Origin of the sequence: Pseudomonas sp. PDM01 (genome assembly GCF_014852325.1) — a bacterium.
Classification (GTDB): Bacteria; Pseudomonadota; Gammaproteobacteria; order Pseudomonadales; family Pseudomonadaceae; genus Aquipseudomonas; species Aquipseudomonas migulae.
This window is the reverse complement of sequence record NZ_JACVBK010000003.1, coordinates 163,649-182,002: the sequence shown is the minus strand read 5'-3', so window position 1 is coordinate 182,002 and position 18,354 is coordinate 163,649. Positions and strand designations below refer to the sequence as shown.

The following is an 18,354-nucleotide window of genomic DNA, read 5'->3' as shown; positions in this document are numbered from 1 at the left end:
GGTGCGTATAATTCTGCCAGACATCGGAGCCCGAAGACGCATGCCGCACACTAAAGATGATTTACCCGACGTGCTGTACAGCGCCGCGCAAGTGCGAGCGCTCGATGCGAGCCTGATTGCGGCCGGTACGCCGGGCTTCGAATTGATGCAGCGGGCGGCGCGGGCAACCTGGCGTGCGTTGGTCCGGCACTGGCCGACGGCCAACGAACTGACGGTGGCCGCCGGCCACGGCAACAACGCCGGTGATGGTTATCTGGTCGCGGTGTTGGCCAAGCGTGCCGGCTGGCATGTGCGCGTGCTGGCGGTCGGTGATCCCCAGCGTTTGCAGGGCGATGCTGCCTTGGCCCACGCCGAGGCCCTGTCCGAAGGCGTCGCCGTTCAAGCCTGGAGTGCACAGTCGGAGTTGCGTGGCGTTGTGTTGGACGCCTTGCTCGGCACCGGCCTGACAGGCAAGGTGCGCGAGCCTTACGCCAGTGTCATCGCGGCGATCAATGCCAGCGGCCTGGCGGTTGCGGCGGTGGATATTCCGTCGGGCCTTTGTGCGGATACGGGAAGCGTGCTCGGTGCGGCTGTCCGGGCGGACCTGACCGTGACCTTCATTGGTTTGAAACTGGGCCTGTTCACAGGGGAGGCGGCGGACGTGGTGGGCGAGTGGGTCTTTAATGATCTGCAAGCTTCGCCTGAGTCTTTGAGCGGGATCGCCATCAGTGCTTGTCGTTTGACGGCCGGTAACTTGTCGCGTCTGGCGGGGCGTGCGCCGACTGCGCATAAAGGCAAATTCGGCCATGTCTTGCTGATCGGCGGTGATCGCGGTTTCGGCGGTGCCATTTTGCTGAGTGCACAAAGTGCGCTGCGCAGTGGCGCCGGCATGGTGTCGGTGGCCACTCGCAGCGAGCACGTGCCAGCCGCACTGGCCAGAATTCCCGAGGCGATGGTGCTGGGCACTTCGTCGGCGAATCAGCTGATGGGTTTGCTGCAAAAGGTTTCCGTGCTGGTGGTCGGTCCGGGCTTGGGGCAGGCTTCGTGGGGGCGCAGTCTGCTGTCGGCGGCGGCCAATGCGCCGCTTCCACAAGTCTGGGACGCCGATGCGTTGAATATGCTGGCTGACGAACTCGTGAGCCTGGCCAAGGACTGCGTGATCACGCCGCATCCGGGGGAGGCGGCACGGTTGCTCGGGATCAGTACCGCTGAGGTTCAGGCCGACCGTCCGTCCGCTGCTCACGCATTGAGCAAAAAATATACAGCTGTAGTGATTCTGAAAGGCGCCGGCAGTCTTATCGCCAGTCCTGACGGGCGCCTGGCGGTGTGTCATCAGGGCCATCCGGCCATGGCCGCTGCCGGTCTGGGCGATGTGCTGGCCGGTCTGGTCGGCGCGTTGCTGGCCCAGGGCATGGACGCGTTCGATGCGGCCTGCCTTGGCGTCTGGCTGCACGCCAATGCCGGCGCGCAACAAGGTAAATCGGGCCGTGGGCTGGCGGCCAGTGATCTGATTCCAGCCATTCGTCAGTTGTTGGAGGAGCAAGCACCGTGTCTGAAGTAACCCTGTACCTGGCTGATGAAGAAGCGATGACCGCGTTTGGCGCCCGCATCGCGAAAACCACCGAAGGGCACGGTCTGATTTTTCTGGAAGGGGATCTGGGGGCGGGGAAAACCACGTTGTCCCGCGGCATCATCCGGGGGTTGGGGCATGAGGGCGCGGTAAAAAGTCCGACGTTCACCCTGGTCGAGCCCTACGAGATTGGCGACATCCGCGCCTTCCATTTCGATCTCTATCGTTTGGTCGACCCTGAAGAACTGGAGTACCTCGGCATCCGCGACTACTTCGAAGACGATGCCTTGTGCCTGATCGAGTGGCCCGATAAAGGTGCAGGCTTTTTGCCAAAGCCCGACCTGACCATTACCATTAGCCCGCAAGACAGCGGGCGTTCGCTGAAAATTTTGTCCCAGGGCTCGCGTGGCGAGTCGTGGTGTGCCGCTTTGGCATTGGAAATCAATTAAATGATGGGGTCAGGTATGCGCTTTCGCGCGATGGTAGCTGCCGTAGGGATGTTGTTTTTGGCGGTGACCGTCGACGCTGTGGCCGAAACGAAGGTCAACAGCGTCCGTCTGTGGCGGGCGCCGGACAACACACGGTTGGTGTTCGACCTGACCGGGCCGGTGCAACACAGCGTTTTTACCCTGACAGCCCCGGACCGACTGGTGATCGACATTAATGGCGCCACCCTCGGTGCGCCGCTGAACGTCTCCACCGCCAACACCCCGATCACCGCCATGCGCTCGGCCCAACGCACGCCGACCGACCTGCGGGTGGTCATCGACCTGAAAAAAGCCGTCACGCCGAAGAGCTTCACCCTGGCGCCGAACGCCCAGTACGGCAACCGCCTGGTGGTCGATCTGTTCGATAACGCCGCCGACGCCGCGCCGATTCCTGCGCCGACCAACGTCGCGACCGTCGCACCGGTGCCGGTCACCCCGGTCGATCCCCCGGTCAAGCTGCCGCCCGCCCCGGCCGGCAAGCGCGACATCATTGTCGTGATCGATGCAGGTCACGGCGGCGAAGACCCGGGTGCCTCGGGCTCTCGTGGTCAGCGTGAAAAAGACGTGGTGCTGGCGATCGCTCGCGAATTGCAGCGCCAGGTCAACGGCATGAAAGGCTTCCGCGCCGAACTGACCCGTACCGGCGACTACTTCATTCCGTTGCGTGGCCGTACCGAAATCGCCCGCAAGAAAGGCGCCGACCTGTTCGTTTCGATCCACGCCGATGCCGCGCCTTCGGCTGCTGCGTTCGGTGCCTCGGTGTTCGCCCTGTCTGATCGCGGCGCCACGTCGGAAACTGCCCGTTGGCTGGCCGACAGTGAAAACCGCTCCGACTTGATCGGTGGTGCCGGCAACGTCAGCCTCGACGACAAGGACCGCATGCTCGCAGGCGTGCTGCTCGACTTGTCGATGACCGCCTCGCTGACGTCCAGCCTGAACGTCGGCCAGAAGGTTTTGAGCAACATCGGCCGCGTCACGCCGCTGCACAAACAGCGCGTGGAACAAGCCGGGTTCATGGTGTTGAAGTCGCCGGACATCCCGTCGATCCTGGTGGAAACCGGGTTCATCTCCAACGCCAACGAAGCCTCGAAACTCGCGGCGTCCAGCCACCAGCAAGCGCTGGCTCGCTCGATCAGCAGCGGCGTACGCCAGTTCTTCCAGCAGAATCCGCCACCGGGTACTTACATCGCCTGGCTGCGCGATTCCGGGAAAATCGCCCAAGGGCCGCGTGATCACCGGGTGAACCCGGGTGAAACCCTGGCGATGATCGCCGTGCGTTATCAGGTGTCCCCGGCCACCTTGCGCAGCGCCAACAACCTGAAAACCGACGAGCTGAAAATCGGTCAGACCCTGACCATTCCCGGCACCGAACTGGCATCCAAAGAATGAATCAGGCCGTGATCAACAGCGCTCGCATTGAGCTGCTCAGCCCGCGACTGGCGAACCAGATTGCCGCCGGCGAGGTGGTCGAGCGCCCGGCTTCGGTGATCAAGGAGCTGCTGGAAAACAGCCTCGATTCCGGCGCCAAGCGCATTGACGTCGATGTCGAGCAGGGCGGCGTCAAGCTGCTGCGGGTGCGCGACGATGGCAGCGGCATTTCTGCCGATGACCTGCCGCTGGCCCTGGCCCGTCACGCCACCAGCAAGATCCGCAACCTGGAAGACCTCGAACAGGTGATGAGCCTCGGGTTCCGTGGTGAGGCACTCGCCTCGATCAGCTCCGTGGCGCGCTTGACCCTGACCTCCCGCACCCGCGATGCCGATCAGGCCTGGCAGGTCGAAACCGAAGGCCGGGACATGGCGCCCCGCGTGCAGCCAGCCGCTCATCCGGTGGGCACCTCCGTGGAAGTGCGGGATCTGTTCTTCAACACCCCGGCGCGGCGCAAGTTTCTCAAAACCGAAAAAACCGAATTCGATCACCTGCAAGAAGTGATCAAGCGTCTGGCCCTGGCGCGCTTCGACGTGGCGTTCCACCTGCGCCACAACGGCAAGACCATCCTCAGCCTGCATGAAGCCCATGACGACGCGGCCCGCGCCCGGCGTGTGGCGGCGATCTGCGGCTCGGGGTTCCTGGAGCAGGCGCTGCCGATCGAAATCGAGCGCAACGGCCTGCATTTGTGGGGCTGGGTGGGCTTACCGACCTTCAACCGCAGTCAGGCGGACTTGCAGTACTTCTTCGTCAACGGCCGCGCCGTTCGCGACAAACTGGTGGCCCACGCGGTGCGCCAGGCCTATCGCGACGTGCTGTTCAATGGTCGGCACCCGACTTTCGTGCTGTTTTTCGAAGTCGATCCGGCCGGTGTCGACGTCAACGTGCACCCGACCAAACACGAAGTGCGCTTCCGTGACGGGCGCATGGTCCACGATTTCCTCTATGGCACTTTGCACCGTGCCTTGGGCGATGTGCGACCGGATGATCATCTGGCGGCACCGGTGGCGACCGCCATCGTTCGTCCGAGCGGCCTCGAAGCCGGTGAATTCGGTCCGCAAGGCGAAATGCGCCTGGCGGCCAATGCGTTGCTGGAGCAGCCCCAAGCGCAACCGTCGTTCAACACGCCGGCGGGCTCGGGCGCTGGTGCCGGTTATCAGTATCAATACACGCCGCGCCCTCAGTCCGGCGTGCCTGCGGCTGAAGCCCAGGCGGCTTACCGTGAGTTTTTTGCGCCGCTGCCGGAAGCCAATGCTGTCGCGCTGCCAGCCGGTCAGGACGATATTCCACCGTTGGGTTACGCATTGGCGCAACTCAAGGGCATCTACATCCTTTCGGAAAACGCCCAAGGCCTGGTATTGGTGGACATGCACGCCGCTCATGAGCGGATCATGTACGAACGCCTGAAAGTCGCCATGGCCAGCGAAGGCCTGAGCGGTCAGCCGCTGTTGGTTCCGGAATCGTTGGCGGTGAGCGAGCGCGAAGGCGATTGCGCCGAAGAAAACGTCGCGTGGTTCCAGCGTCTGGGCTTTGAGTTGCAGCGTCTCGGCCCGGAAACACTGGCTATTCGACAGATTCCGGCCTTGCTCAAGCAGGCGGAAGCCAACCGGTTGGTCAGCGATGTTTTGGCCGATCTGATGGAATATGGCACCAGTGACCGGATTCAGGCGCACCTGAACGAATTGCTTGGCACCATGGCCTGCCACGGCGCGATTCGGGCGAATCGGCGTCTGGCCCTGCCGGAAATGAACGGTCTGCTGCGTGACATGGAAAACACCGAGCGCAGCGGTCAATGCAACCATGGCCGACCGACCTGGACCCAATTGGGCCTGGACGATCTGGACAAACTGTTCCTGCGCGGTCGTTGATGAGCCAGCTCCCTCCTGCGATTTTCCTGATGGGCCCGACCGCAGCGGGCAAGACCGACCTGGCCATCGAGCTGACCAAAGTCCTGCCTTGCGAGCTGATTAGCGTCGATTCGGCGCTGGTCTATCGCGGCATGGACATCGGCACCGCCAAGCCCTCGAAAGAGATTCTGGCCGAATTTCCCCATCGTCTGATCGATATTCTTGACCCGGCAGAGAGCTATTCCGCCGCAGATTTCCGCCGTGACGCCCTTGAAGCGATGGCCGACATCACCGCGCGGGGCAAAATTCCGCTGCTGGTGGGCGGCACAATGCTCTATTACAAGGCTTTGGTCGAAGGCCTGGCGGACATGCCGGCGGCCGATCCTGAAGTGCGCGCGCAGATCGAAGAAGAAGCTGCACGCCTTGGCTGGCAAGCCCTGCACGACCAATTGGCGATCATCGACCCGGAATCGGCGGCGCGTATTCACCCGAACGATCCGCAACGACTCAGTCGAGCGCTGGAAGTTTATCGTGTCAGCGGTCAGAGCATGACCGAGCTTAGACTGAGACAATCTGCGCAAAGTACTGAAGCAGCCGCTTCGGGACTGCAACAATTGCCCTATACTGTCGCGAACTTGGCCATTGCTCCGGCAAATCGTCAGGTACTGCACGAGCGAATTAAACAAAGATTCACTTTAATGTTGGAACAGGGATTCATCGACGAGGTCGTAGCCCTGCGTAAGCGAAGTGACCTGCATTCCGGGTTGCCGTCTATACGTGCAGTAGGCTACCGACAAGTCTGGGACTACCTGGATGGCAAGCTGACGCAAGCCGAGATGCAGGAGCGTGGAATCATTGCCACGCGCCAATTGGCAAAACGTCAGTTCACCTGGCTGCGCAGTTGGGCTGATTTACACTGGTTGGACAGCCTGGATTGCGACAATCTGCCGCGCGCCTTGAAATACCTGGGGACCATCTCCATATTGAGCTGAGTCCTTGCAATTGCCGTCTATCCTTGGGGGTGTGACGGCCACAAGCCATCTGTTTACCTATTTTTTATATTGAATCCTTAAAGGAGTGCGGCACATGTCAAAAGGGCATTCGCTACAAGACCCTTACTTGAATACTTTACGTAAAGAGAAAGTTGGGGTGTCCATCTACCTGGTCAACGGGATCAAACTGCAAGGCACGATCGAGTCTTTCGACCAGTTCGTTATCCTGCTGAAGAACACCGTCAGCCAGATGGTTTACAAACACGCTATCTCTACAGTGGTGCCGGTTCGTCCAATTCGTCTGCCTAGCGCAACCGAATCCGAAGCAGGCGACGCTGAGCCAGGTAACGCCTGATAGGAGTCTCCTTTGTTCTTTGAGCGCCACGGTGGTGGTGAGCGAGTGATCCTCGTTCACTTGGATGGACAGGACCCTGAGGCGCGCGAAGATCCGCAGGAGTTTCAGGAATTGGCTAATTCGGCCGGCGCCGAGACCGTTGCGTTTTTTAACGTGCCGCGTCATCGGCCAACCGCCAAATTCCTGATCGGTAGCGGCAAGGTCGAGGAACTGCGCGACCTGGTCCATGCCGAAGAAGCCGATCTGGTGATCTTCAATCACACGCTTACGCCCAGTCAGGAACGTAACCTCGAACGTGTTTTCGAGTGTCGCGTGATCGACCGCACCGGTCTGATTCTCGATATTTTCGCCCAGCGCGCCCGTACCCATGAAGGCAAGCTCCAGGTAGAACTGGCCCAGCTTGACCACATGAGCACCCGGCTGGTTCGTGGCTGGACTCACCTTGAGCGTCAAGGTGGCGGTATCGGCATGCGTGGCCCGGGTGAAACCCAGCTGGAGACCGACCGTCGCTTGCTGCGGGTTCGCCTGCGACAGATCAAGGGCCGACTGGAAAAAGTGCGCAGCCAGCGCGAACAGTCGCGACGTGGCCGTACGCGTGCGGATATCCCTACCGTGTCTTTGGTGGGGTATACCAACGCCGGCAAATCCACGCTCTTCAATAACGTGACGAAATCCGACGTGTACGCGGCTGACCAGTTGTTTGCCACGCTGGACCCGACCTTGCGCCGTCTGGAACTGGCCGACCTGGGGCCGATTGTCCTGGCCGACACCGTGGGTTTCATTCGTCACTTGCCCCACAAGCTGGTCGAGGCATTTCGGTCTACGCTCGAAGAGTCGAGCAACTCCGACCTGTTGTTGCACGTGATCGATGCGGCCGAACCGGATCGCATGTTGCAGATCGAGCAGGTGATGGTGGTGCTGGGCGAGATTGGTGCCCAGGACTTGCCGATCCTCGAGGTCTATAACAAACTCGATTTGCTTGAAGGCGTTGAGCCACAGATCCAGCGCGACGAAAGCGGCAAGCCTCAACGGGTCTGGTTGTCGGCGCGTGATGGCAGTGGTCTGGAATTGCTCGAACAAGCCATTGCCGAGTTGCTGGGCAGTGAGATGTTTATCGGTACCTTGCGCTTGCCGCAACGATTCGCTCGACTGCGTGCGCAGTTCTTCGAACTCGGAGCGGTGCAGAAAGAAGAACACGACGAAGAAGGTGTCAGCTTGCTGGCCGTTCGATTGCCACGCTCGGAGCTCAATCGGCTGGTCAGCCGTGAAGGCGTTGTGCCGACAGAGTTCATCGAACAACACACTTTGCAATAAAAGCCTGAGAAAGCGGTTGTGCCGCGGTGACAGGCATTCTGTAGCATTGGTCGGCGCGCCGTGGGTGCGTCTTTGCTTTATCAGATGGAGAGCGCTATGGCTTGGAATGAGCCGGGTGGCAACTCGAATAATCAGGATCCTTGGGGTGGCAAGCGTCGCAATAACGGCGACCGCAAGGGACCACCGGATCTCGACGAGGCCTTCCGAAAGCTGCAGGAAAGCCTGAATGGGTTGTTCGGTGGTGGTAAGAAACGCGGTGATGACGGCGGTGGTCCGGGCAAGAGTGGCGGCTTTGGCGGCCTGCTCGGCATCGGCCTGGTCGTGTTGGCGGCCGTTTGGCTGTACAGCGCGGTCTATGTAGTCGACGAGCAGGAGCAAGCCGTGGTGCTGCGCTTCGGTAAGTACTACGAAACCGTCGGCCCGGGTCTGAACATCTATTTCCCGCCGATCGATCGCAAGTACCTGGAAAACGTCACGCGTGAGCGTGCGTACACCAAGCAGGGTCAAATGCTGACTGAAGACGAAAACATCGTCGAAGTACCGCTGACCGTGCAGTACAAGATCAGCAACCTGCAGGACTTCGTGCTGAGCGTCGATCAGCCGGAAATCAGCCTGCAGCACGCGACCGAAAGTGCCCTGCGCCATGTGGTGGGTTCCACCGCGATGGACCAGGTGCTGACCGAAGGTCGTGAATTGATGGCCAGCGAGATCAAGGAGCGTCTGCAACGCTTCATGGATACCTATCGCACCGGCATCACCGTCACCCAGGTCAACGTACAGAGCGCAGCGGCACCGCGTGAAGTGCAGGAAGCCTTCGATGACGTGATCCGCGCCCGTGAAGACGAGCAGCGTTCGCGCAACCAGGCTGAAACCTATGCCAACGGCGTCGTACCGGAAGCCCGTGGTCAGGCCCAGCGCATCATCGAAGATGCCAACGGCTACCGTGACGAAACCGTCTCGCGCGCCAAGGGTGAGGCCGATCGCTTCACCAAACTGGTCGCCGAGTACCGCAAGGCACCTGAGGTCACCCGCCAGCGTCTGTACCTGGACACCATGCAGGAAGTCTTCAGCAGCACCAGCAAGGTTCTCGTGACCGGCAACAAGAATGGCCAGAGCAATCTGCTGTACTTGCCGCTGGACAAGATGGTCGAAAGTGGTCGCAACACCAGCACTTCGGTGACCGGTGCGGCAGCCACCAGCAATGAAGCGAATGCACGTGCGGCAGCTGATCTGCAGCAACAGCCTGCACGTACCAGGGAGAGTCGCTGATGAGCAATAAATCGCTGATCGCCCTTATTGTCGGCGTCGTCGTGGCGATCGCAGCCTGGAACTGCTTCTACATCGTGGCTCAGACCGAGCGTGCGGTGTTGCTGCAGTTCGGTCGCGTGGTTCAGACCGATGTTCAGCCGGGCCTGCATGTGAAAGTGCCTTACGTTAACCAGGTGCGTAAGTTCGACTCGCGCCTGATGACGCTGGATGCACCGACACAACGCTTCCTGACGCTGGAAAAGAAAGCAGTCATGGTCGATGCCTACGCCAAGTGGCGCGTGAAGGACGCTGAGCGTTACTACACCGCGACTTCCGGCCTCAAGCAGATTGCTGACGAGCGTCTTTCCCGTCGTCTGGAGTCGGGCCTGCGTGACCAGTTTGGTAAACGCACGCTGCACGAAGTGGTCTCGGGTGAGCGCGATGCGCTGATGACCGATATCACCGCTTCGCTGAACAAGATGGCGGAAAAAGAGCTGGGCATCGAAGTGGTCGATGTTCGGGTCAAGGCCATCGATCTGCCGAAAGAAGTAAACCGCAGTGTGTTCGAGCGTATGAGCTCCGAGCGTGAGCGTGAAGCTCGCGAGCACCGCGCCAAGGGTAACGAGCTGGCAGAAGGCATTCGTGCCGACGCCGATCGTCAACGCCGCGTGCTGCTGGCTGAAGCCTATCGTGAATCCGAAGAGGTTCGCGGTGATGGCGATGCCCAGGCCGCTGCGATCTACTCCAAGGCCTACGGCCAGGATCAGGAGTTCTACGGTTTCTACCGTAGCCTGCGTGCCTACCGTGAAAGCTTCGCGAACAAATCCGACGTCATGGTCCTGGACCCAAGCAGTGACTTCTTCCGTTACCTGGAAAAAGCCAAGCCTTGATACGACGTTGACCTGAATCATCCCCCGCCTGGCGGCTAAAGCCTCGGGCGGGGTGATCCTTTGGGAAAACGTGTGTATGATGCGGCAGCCGGGAAATTCCCGGCTTTTTTGCGTCTGCACGTTTGATTGCTGTTGTTTATGCAGGCGCCCGAGTTGAATGACTCGACAGGTTTTTCGAGGAAAGTGATTGGCGAAGCTTATTTTCAGGCTTTTCGCCGCGTTGTTTATGGGTGGCTTGTAAACAAAGCCGATCATTTTCTGCTTCACTCAAGGCTCGCCCATAGGCTTGCCGCCCGGACCATAGGGGAATGGCGTAATGGCAACGGTAGACCGCTGGCTGCTGCCAGATGGCATCGAAGAAGTACTGCCACCGGAAGCGGCGCGCATTGAAGTCGCGCGTCGTCAGGTGTTGGATCTGTTCCAGAGCTGGGGTTACGAGTTTGTCGTGACTCCCCATATCGAGTACCTGGAATCCTTGCTGACCGGCGCGGGCCAGGACCTCGATCTGCGTACCTTCAAGGTCATCGACCCGCAATCGGGCCGGCAGATGGGTTTCCGTGCCGACATCACGCCGCAAGTGGCGCGCATCGATGCGCATACCCTGCGTCGCGAAGGTCCGAGCCGTCTGTGCTATGCCGGCAGCGTACTGCACGCTCAGCCACGCGCCTTGTCGTCCTCGCGCAGCCCGATTCAACTGGGCGCCGAGTTGTACGGCGATGCCAGCCCGAGCAGCGACGTGGAAGTCATCAGCCTGATGCTGGCCATGCTGCAACTGGCCGACGTGCCGGAAGTGCACATGGACCTCGGTCATGTCGGCATCTACCGTGGCCTGGCTCGCGCGGCCGGTTTGTCAGGTGAGGTTGAACAACAGTTGTTCGATGCGTTGCAACGCAAGGCCATCGACGAGGTCATTACCTTGACCGAAGGTTTGCCTGCCGATCTGTCGGGCATGCTGCGTGCGTTGGTCGACCTGTGTGGCGGCCGTGAAGTGTTGAGCGCTGCTCGCGAGCGTCTGGCGAATGCGCCGGCGCCGGTTTTGGCGGCACTGGACGATTTGCTGGCGATTGCCGAGCGTTTGTCCGTGCGTTTCCCGGAACTGCCGCTGTACTTCGACCTGGGCGAGTTGCGCGGCTACCACTACCACACTGGTGTGGTGTTCGCGGTGTTCGTGCCGGGCGTTGGTCAGTCCATCGCTCAGGGCGGTCGTTACGACGACATCGGCGCTGACTTCGGTCGCGCTCGTCCGGCAACCGGTTTCTCTACCGATTTGAAAACCCTGGTGACCCTGGGGCGTGCTGAAATCGAGCTACCGTCTGGCGGTATCTGGATGCCTGACAGTACGGATGCAGCACTCTGGCAGCAGGTTTGCCAGTTGCGCAGTGAGGGTCAGCGTGTCGTTCAGGCATTGCCTGGGCAACCTTTGGCCGCCGCCCGTGAAGCGGACTGCGACCGGCAATTGATTCAGCAGAACGGGCTTTGGCAAGTATCGCCACTGGCTTCTTGAGTTTTCCTGCCGGCCCTTGGCCGGCACCAAGTTTGCGCGAATGAGGACAAGTGTTATGGGTAAGAATGTCGTAGTCCTGGGCACCCAATGGGGTGATGAGGGCAAAGGCAAGATCGTTGATCTGCTGACCGAACATGCTGCCGCCGTAGTGCGCTACCAGGGTGGCCACAACGCTGGTCACACCCTGGTGATCGATGGCGAAAAAACCGTCTTGCACCTGATCCCGTCGGGCGTGCTGCGCGAAGGCGTGCAGTGCCTGATCGGTAACGGCGTGGTGGTTGCTCCCGACGCTCTGCTGCGGGAAATCATCAAGCTGGAAGAGAAAGGCGTACCGGTGCGTGAGCGTCTGCGTATCAGCCCGTCCTGCCCGCTGATCCTGTCCTTCCACGTTGCGCTGGACCAGGCCCGTGAAAAGGCCCGTGGCGAGCTGAAGATCGGTACGACCGGTCGCGGCATCGGCCCGGCCTACGAAGACAAGGTTGCGCGTCGTGGCCTGCGTGTCGGCGACCTGCTCAACATGCCGCGCTTTGAAGACAAGCTGCGTGAACTGGTGGATTACCACAACTTCATGCTGGTGGGTTACTACAAAGAGCCGGCCATCGAGTTCGAAAAGACCCTGGCTGAATGCAAAGAATACGCTGAGCTGCTCAAGCCGCTGATGCTGGACGTGACCGCCGAGCTGCACGACCTGCGTCGCGCCGGCAAAGACATCATGTTTGAAGGCGCCCAAGGTTCGTTGCTGGACATCGACCACGGCACCTACCCGTACGTGACCAGCTCTAACACCACCGCTGGCGGCGTTGCTACCGGTTCGGGTGTTGGCCCGATGTTCCTGGACTACATCCTGGGCATCACCAAGGCTTACACCACGCGTGTAGGTTCGGGTCCGTTCCCGACTGAACTGTTCGACGAAGTCGGTGCACACCTGGCCAAACAAGGTCACGAGTTCGGTGCGACTACCGGCCGTGCCCGTCGTTGTGGCTGGTTTGACGCTGTTATCCTGCGTCGCGCTATCGATGTGAACAGCATCTCGGGCATCTGCCTGACCAAGCTGGACGTACTCGACGGTCTGGAAACCATCAACATCTGCGTCGGCTACAAAGATGCCGAAGGTAACGCTGTTGCCCCGACTGATGCTGACAGCTACGTGGGTCTGCAGCCTGTGTACGAAGAAGTGCCGGGCTGGACCGAGTCGACCGTGGGTGCCAAAGCCCTGGAAGAGCTGCCAGCTAACGCACGCGCCTACATCAAACGCGTCGAAGAGCTGATCGGTGCACCGATCGACATTATTTCGACGGGCCCGGACCGCAACGAAACCATCGTTCTGCGTCACCCGTTCGCTTAATAAGTCGTTGATGTAAAAAACAAAGGGCCCTTAATCGGGCCCTTTGTCGTTTATGCCTGTTGGACGGCATGACCTTTGCTGTGATCTTCATTAAGAGCGCGTCTTCTGGCGTGCCATCAATTTAATGGCGTCAATGCAGAGGGATATCAAGTGTCGGCGGTTCTCTCATTGTTACAAAGCCGTCTATTGCGGCCTGTGTTCGTTACCCTTGGTATCGCCCTTTTGGTGCAGGTGCTGGTAGCTGTTGCTCTGACGCGGAGCACAGTGACTGCACTGGAAGCTGATTTGGGTGTGCGCCTGGGTGCCGACAGTCAAAAACTTTCCGGCGAGTTGGAGCAGGCGGGACGTGAAGTCACGTCGAGCCTCGACAACCTCTCCACCAGCACGCGTCAGCGCCTCACGGCCGGTTTGTCCTCGCGACTGAAGGAAGAGCAGGTGCAGCTGCGTGCGACCCTGGAAAAGGACCTGAAGGACTCTGCCAATGATATGGCGCAGCTTCTTGCTTCCGTCGCGCCCCGCGCCATGTGGGACAGCGACGTTCCCACCCTGTCCGAATTCGCCCGCCGGGCCCAGCGCAATCCCAACGTGCTGTTCGTGATCTATGACGACGCAACGGGGCAGCACCTGACGCGCTACCTCAACCGCGAAAACCCGATCAACAAGGCCCTTCTGGAGAAAGGTCAGGGCGAGCGTGCGCTGGATAAAGTGCTGGATGCGGCGAAAAACGATCCATCGGTCTACTACGTCGAAGCCTCGATCAACCCTAATGGCGTGGAAATCGGCAAAGTCTTGATGGGCGTCTCCACCGCCTCGGTGGAAACCGATCTGGTGGCGCTGGACAAGCGTTTCTCGGCACTGATCTCCAGCAGTGATCAACTGGTCGGCGACAGTCTCAAGGGCGCGGCGGCTGATAGCGCCACGGCGATGCGGGCGCGTCTGACGTCTGCTCAGTCCACCGCCTCGGAAATGAAAGCCAACACCACCAGCACCGTGCAGGAAGCCGCGGCGACCTTGCGCTGGCGCATCGGTATGGGCCTGGCACTGGTCGGTTGCGGTGTGCTGCTGTTGCTGGCGGTCGTTTTGGGTCGGCGCGTAGTCAATCGCTTGAAGCTGTTGATTGCCGCGATGGACGACCTGGCGGCGGGCGAGGGCGACCTGACCAAGCGCGTGCAGATCAACAGCAAGGACGAAATCGGCGACATGGCCTCGGCGGTCAATCGGTTTGTGGATAAGTTGCAGCCGATCGTGCGCGAAGCGGGCGATGTGGCCCAGCGCACCGGCGTGGAAATCGGCGCCATGACCCTGCGTAACGCCGGTGCCGATGCGGCGGCGGGCATGCAGCGTGACGAAGTGGCCGAAAGTTTGCGCGCCTTGTCGCAAATGGCTGATGAGGCCCAATCTGAAAGCCACGCCATGCAGGCAGCCTTGAAGCAAGTGGTGGATATCCGTTCGGCCACCGATGAAAACACCCGGACCTCGGCGAAGGTCGGCAGCCTGATCGAAGCGTTGGCCGGGCAAGTCGATACCGGCGCGAAAGTCATCGAGCGACTGGCGCAGCAAAGTGAGCAGATTGAAGTGGTGCTGACCGTGATTCACGGGATCGCCGAGCAAACCAACCTGCTGGCACTGAACGCTGCCATCGAAGCGGCGCGTGCCGGTGAGACCGGTCGCGGCTTTGCCGTAGTGGCGGACGAAGTGCGGGCACTGGCGAGCAAGACCCAGAGTTCCACGGGCGACATTCAGGCGCACATCGTGGCGTTGCAGCAAGGTGCGCGTGAGGCGGTGGAAGTGATCGGCCAGGCCGGGCGTCAGGCCAGCGAGGGTTTGCTGGTGTTGCGTGACAGTGCGCAGTTGCAGCAATCGGTGCAGGTGTCGGTCGAGCAGGTGCATGCGGCGATTGGTCTGGCGACGCAAGCAGCGGCTCATCAGGCGCAAGGTGCGCAAGCGGTGCGGGGCCGGGTTGAAACCATTCATGCGCAGGCTGAGAAGGCGGCTCAGGCGGTGGTGGAAACCACGGCCAGCGGCAAGGTGCTGGATGGCCTCGCGGCGCAGTTGAAGGCGAGCCTGGGCCAGTTCAGGGCTTAAGATTTGTATTGGCGGGTATGACGCCTTCGCGGGCAAGCCTCGCTCCTACAAGGGTTGTGTAACCCCCTGTAGGAGCGAGGCTTGCCCGCGAAGCTTTTCAGCGGCTCAAATACATCCGGGTTGTTAACAGGTACACAGGCAGCCCCGACACCAATATCAACAACGCCGCATAAGGCGCCGCCGCCGCAAACTCCACATTCGCGGTATGCGCCCAAACCTCTGTCGCCAGCGTATTGAGCCCGGTCGGACTCAGTAGCAGCGTCGCCGTCAGTTCCTTCATCGCATCCAGAAACACCAGCGCAAACGCCGCGCCCAGCGCCGGGAAGATGATCGGCAACGTCACCCGACAAAACGCGCTGAACGACGAGGCGCCCAGCGTGCGAGCCGCCTCTTCCAGCTGCGGAGCAGCCTTGTTCAGTGCCGTGCGAATCGGTGCCTGTGCCAATGGTAAAAACAGCAGCGCATAAGCGATCAGCAGCAACGCCGACGTTTGGTACAGCGCCGGCACATAGTGCAGGGCGAAATACACCAACGTCAGCGCAATCACCAGCCCTGGCAGCGCATGCAACAGGTACGGCAAGCGCTCGGCCCAGATCGCCAGTTGGCCTTTGTAGCGCACGACCAACAAGCCCACCGGCACCGCCAGCACCAGGCACAGCGCGGCGCCACCCAGCGAAAGCGCAAGGGACGACAGCAGCGCCTCGCTGATCGCCGCCACCGGAAACGCTGCCGACGAACCTACCGCCAGCCAGTACACCAGCATCCCCAGTGGAATGCCGCTGCCGATGATCGCCAGTGCCAGACAGTAAATCTGCCCAAGGGCCGCCCAAGGCCCCAGCTGCACCTGTTCCGCCTGCCGCGCCGCGCCCTGGCCGGTGCGCACGTGCCGACCCTTGCCACGGGCTCGCAGCTCAAGCCACAAGAGCATCAGGCACAGCGCGAGCAGCACGGCGGAAAGCATCGCCGCATTGGCATTGCTGAATTCCAGTTCGAATTGCTGATAGATCGCCGTGGTGAACGTCTGCAAGCCAATAATCGACAGCGCGCCGAACTCAACGAGCATGTGCAATGCGATCAGCAGCGAACCGGCGAGCAGCGACGGCCACAGCAGAGGCAGGGTGATCCTGAAAAACACGCCCCAGCGATTCTGCCCGAGCGTGCGTGCGGACTCTTCAAGCGAAGGATCGAGATTGCGCAGGGTCGCCGCCACCGGCAGAAAAATCAGCGGGTACTTGGACAGGGTCATCACCAGAATCGCCCCGCCCAAACCCTCGAAGTGCGCGCTCAGCGAGACCCAGGTAAAGCTGCTGACAAACGCCGGCACCGCAAACGGCAAGCACAGGATCACGCCCCACAAACGTCGGCCTGGCAGATTGCTGCGTTCCAGCAGCCAGGCCAGCGACAAACCGATCACGCCACAGGCGACCGTTACGCCGACCATCAGCTCCAGGGTGTTACGCAGCAAGCCAAACACGTAGGGCCGCCACAGCAAATGCAGTGCTTGGGCCCAACCGGCCTGCCAGGTCTTGAGCCCGACATACACCAGCGGCAACACGCTGAGCAGTACCAACAGCAAAACCGGCAGCAGCAGCCAGATCGACGGCCGCTTGCGCCGTGGCACGTAGCTTCCGCGCACGGCTGGGGCAGATAGCGGTGCGCTCATCAGTTCAAGCCAACGTCGCGTTCCAGGTCCAGGGCTTCTTCGGCGTTGCCGAGGTCGGCTGGCGTGACTTTCGGTGCTTCAAGCTCGCTGAACGGCTTGAGGCCGCGGTCCGATTCCATGCCTTTGTGCAGCGGGTATTCGGCGGTGGTCTGGGTGATCACGCGCTGACCTTCTTCGCTGGCCATGTAGGCGAGGAATTGCTGGGCTTCCTTTGGGTGTTTGCTGGACTTCAGCACGGCTGCACTGGAAACGGTGATCAGCCCGCCGACGTCGCCGCCAGTGAAGTAATGCAGTTTCGAATCGAGCTGGCCTTTTTCGCGTTGCAGGGCGAACCAGTAGTAGTTGTTCACCAGCACGGTCGCGACTTCGCCGTTCTCCACGGCTTTCAAGGCGACCATGTTGTTGCTGTAGGTCTTGCCGAATGCGCGCAAGCCGGTCAGCCATTCTTCGGCTGCATCCATGCCGTGCACTTTGATGATTGCCACGGCCTGTTCCTGGAACGCGCCGCTGGTGGGCACGAAGCCAACCTTGCCTTGCCATTTTGGGTCGGAGAATTCCATCACCGATTTGGGCAGGTCTTTTTCATCGATCAGTTTGGGGTTGAACGCAACCACGCGGACTCGCGCGGTGATGCCGATCCAGGTGCCATTGCCGGCGACGTAGTCTTTTGGCAGCACGGCGAGGGTGGCGGCATCGGTTTGTGCCAGCAGGCCTTGCTCGCCGAGTTTGTTCAGCGGTGGCGATTCTTCGGTGTAGATCACATCGGCCGGGGAGCGATCGCCTTCTTCGACGATCTGGCTGGCAAGCTGGTTGCTGCTGCCTTTGCGCACGTTGACGTGGATGCCGGTCTTGGCTTCGAAAGCTTTGGCGACGGCGTCGCCGACTTCTTTGTGTTGACCGTTATAGAGTGTCAGGGAAACTGGATTAGCAGCCTGGGTGAGGGGGGTAGCGAGTGCCAGGCCGAGCAGGGTGATGGTCAGGCCGCGGCGCAGGGTATTTCGAAACGTCATTCGCAGGGTTCCTCACTGTCGCATTGCAAAAACTTGAAACAATGATAAACGATATTGTTTCTCAAGTGCGCCTTGCGGAGTGTGGCCTGACTCCTGTAGGAGCGAGCCTGCTCGCGATGGACGTGAACGATGACGGCGGCGCCTGTGAGTTCATCACGAGCAGGGGGGGGTGTGGTTTTTCGAATGCCAGAAACGCAAAAACCCGCTTTCGCGGGTTTTTGTGAAATTCCAGAGCAAGCTCTGAAATTTGAATTGGTGCCCAGAAGAAGACTCGAACTTCCACGACCGTAAGGTCACCAGCACCTGAAGCTGGCGTGTCTACCAATTTCACCATCTGGGCATAATCTTCAGCGTTGCCGCTGTTGATGTGGCGCACTATACGGAGAGCAGTTTGATCTGTAAACCCCTGATTTGGTTTTAATAAATCAGAACCGTAGAATGCAAAAAACCCGCTTTCGCGGGTTTTTGTGCGAGCCTTGAAATTGATCTAATCTCAAGCTCTGAATTGGTGCCCAGAAGAAGACTCGAACTTCCACGACCTTGCGGTCACCAGCACCTGAAGCTGGCGTGTCTACCAATTTCACCATCTGGGCAGTATCGGCAACGTCTCCGTCGTCGATGGCGCGCACTATACGG

14 protein-coding genes and 2 tRNA genes are annotated in these 18,354 nt (G+C 60.5%); 12 read left to right on the top strand and 4 right to left on the bottom strand.

The features are described from left to right. Positions 1-40 precede the first annotated feature (40 nt). The 12 genes from IB246_RS08795 to IB246_RS08740 all read left to right on the top strand — a co-directional run bounded on the left by IB246_RS08795 (position 41) and on the right by IB246_RS08740 (position 15,045). On the top strand, positions 41-1,540 hold the full coding sequence (locus IB246_RS08795; protein ID WP_008043119.1) for a bifunctional ADP-dependent NAD(P)H-hydrate dehydratase/NAD(P)H-hydrate epimerase: 1,500 nt from the start codon (positions 41-43) through the stop codon (positions 1,538-1,540). Next, positions 1,528-1,998: a tRNA (adenosine(37)-N6)-threonylcarbamoyltransferase complex ATPase subunit type 1 TsaE gene (gene tsaE, locus IB246_RS08790; RefSeq protein WP_008035315.1), complete on the top strand. Its 471-nt coding sequence runs from the start codon at positions 1,528-1,530 to the stop codon at positions 1,996-1,998. The genes IB246_RS08795 and tsaE overlap by 13 nt, the downstream gene beginning before the upstream one ends. Positions 1,999-2,046: 48 nt before the next feature. Next, entirely contained in the window at positions 2,047-3,426 is a 1,380-nt protein-coding gene (locus IB246_RS08785; RefSeq protein ID WP_404943243.1) for an N-acetylmuramoyl-L-alanine amidase, read from the top strand. Beyond that, positions 3,423-5,333 (top strand): DNA mismatch repair endonuclease MutL, encoded by a 1,911-nt coding sequence (mutL, locus tag IB246_RS08780; RefSeq protein ID WP_008035318.1) that lies wholly within the window; start codon positions 3,423-3,425, stop codon positions 5,331-5,333. Before IB246_RS08785 ends, mutL begins: the two co-directional genes overlap by 4 nt. Next, positions 5,333-6,304, top strand: coding sequence for a tRNA (adenosine(37)-N6)-dimethylallyltransferase MiaA (gene miaA, locus IB246_RS08775; RefSeq protein ID WP_008035319.1), 972 nt, complete (start codon positions 5,333-5,335; stop codon positions 6,302-6,304). The genes mutL and miaA overlap by 1 nt, the downstream gene beginning before the upstream one ends. Before the next feature lie 94 nt (positions 6,305-6,398). After that, complete coding sequence (hfq, locus tag IB246_RS08770; protein ID WP_007902656.1) at positions 6,399-6,659, top strand: RNA chaperone Hfq; 261 nt, start codon at positions 6,399-6,401, stop codon at positions 6,657-6,659. A 12-nt stretch (positions 6,660-6,671) separates the two neighbouring features. Beyond that, positions 6,672-7,973, top strand: a complete 1,302-nt coding sequence (hflX, locus tag IB246_RS08765) for a ribosome rescue GTPase HflX (protein WP_008035321.1) — start codon at positions 6,672-6,674, stop codon at positions 7,971-7,973. 96 nt (positions 7,974-8,069) lie between these two features. Next, on the top strand, positions 8,070-9,242 hold the full coding sequence (hflK, locus tag IB246_RS08760) for an FtsH protease activity modulator HflK (protein ID WP_008035322.1): 1,173 nt from the start codon (positions 8,070-8,072) through the stop codon (positions 9,240-9,242). Then, positions 9,242-10,111 carry a protease modulator HflC gene (gene hflC, locus IB246_RS08755; RefSeq protein ID WP_008035323.1) on the top strand — a complete coding sequence of 290 codons (870 nt, stop codon included), beginning with the start codon at positions 9,242-9,244 and terminating at the stop codon, positions 10,109-10,111. The genes hflK and hflC overlap by 1 nt, the downstream gene beginning before the upstream one ends. Positions 10,112-10,427: 316 nt before the next feature. Further along, entirely contained in the window at positions 10,428-11,615 is a 1,188-nt protein-coding gene (locus IB246_RS08750) for an ATP phosphoribosyltransferase regulatory subunit (protein ID WP_008035324.1), read from the top strand. Between the two features lie 55 nt (positions 11,616-11,670). After that, a complete protein-coding gene (locus tag IB246_RS08745) occupies positions 11,671-12,960 on the top strand; it encodes an adenylosuccinate synthase (protein WP_008035326.1) in 1,290 nt (429 codons plus the stop codon). Between the two features lie 150 nt (positions 12,961-13,110). Then, positions 13,111-15,045, top strand: a complete 1,935-nt coding sequence (locus tag IB246_RS08740) for a methyl-accepting chemotaxis protein (protein ID WP_008043120.1) — start codon at positions 13,111-13,113, stop codon at positions 15,043-15,045. A gap of 97 nt (positions 15,046-15,142) precedes the next feature. Here the strand turns inward: IB246_RS08740 and IB246_RS08735 are convergent, their stop codons facing one another. From IB246_RS08735 to IB246_RS08720, 4 genes are all read right to left on the bottom strand, one after another. Then, the gene (locus IB246_RS08735) at positions 15,143-16,708 is read right to left on the bottom strand and encodes an ABC transporter permease (RefSeq protein WP_008043122.1); all 1,566 of its coding nucleotides are present in this window, start codon (positions 16,706-16,708) and stop codon (positions 15,143-15,145) included. Continuing rightward, positions 16,708-17,718 carry an iron ABC transporter substrate-binding protein gene (locus IB246_RS08730; protein ID WP_008043124.1) on the bottom strand — a complete coding sequence of 337 codons (1,011 nt, stop codon included), beginning with the start codon at positions 17,716-17,718 and terminating at the stop codon, positions 16,708-16,710. The genes IB246_RS08735 and IB246_RS08730 overlap by 1 nt, the downstream gene beginning before the upstream one ends. 253 nt (positions 17,719-17,971) lie before the next feature. After that, a tRNA-Leu gene (locus IB246_RS08725) sits at positions 17,972-18,058 on the bottom strand. Between the two features lie 166 nt (positions 18,059-18,224). Then, positions 18,225-18,311, bottom strand: a tRNA-Leu gene (locus tag IB246_RS08720). Positions 18,312-18,354 lie beyond the last annotated feature (43 nt).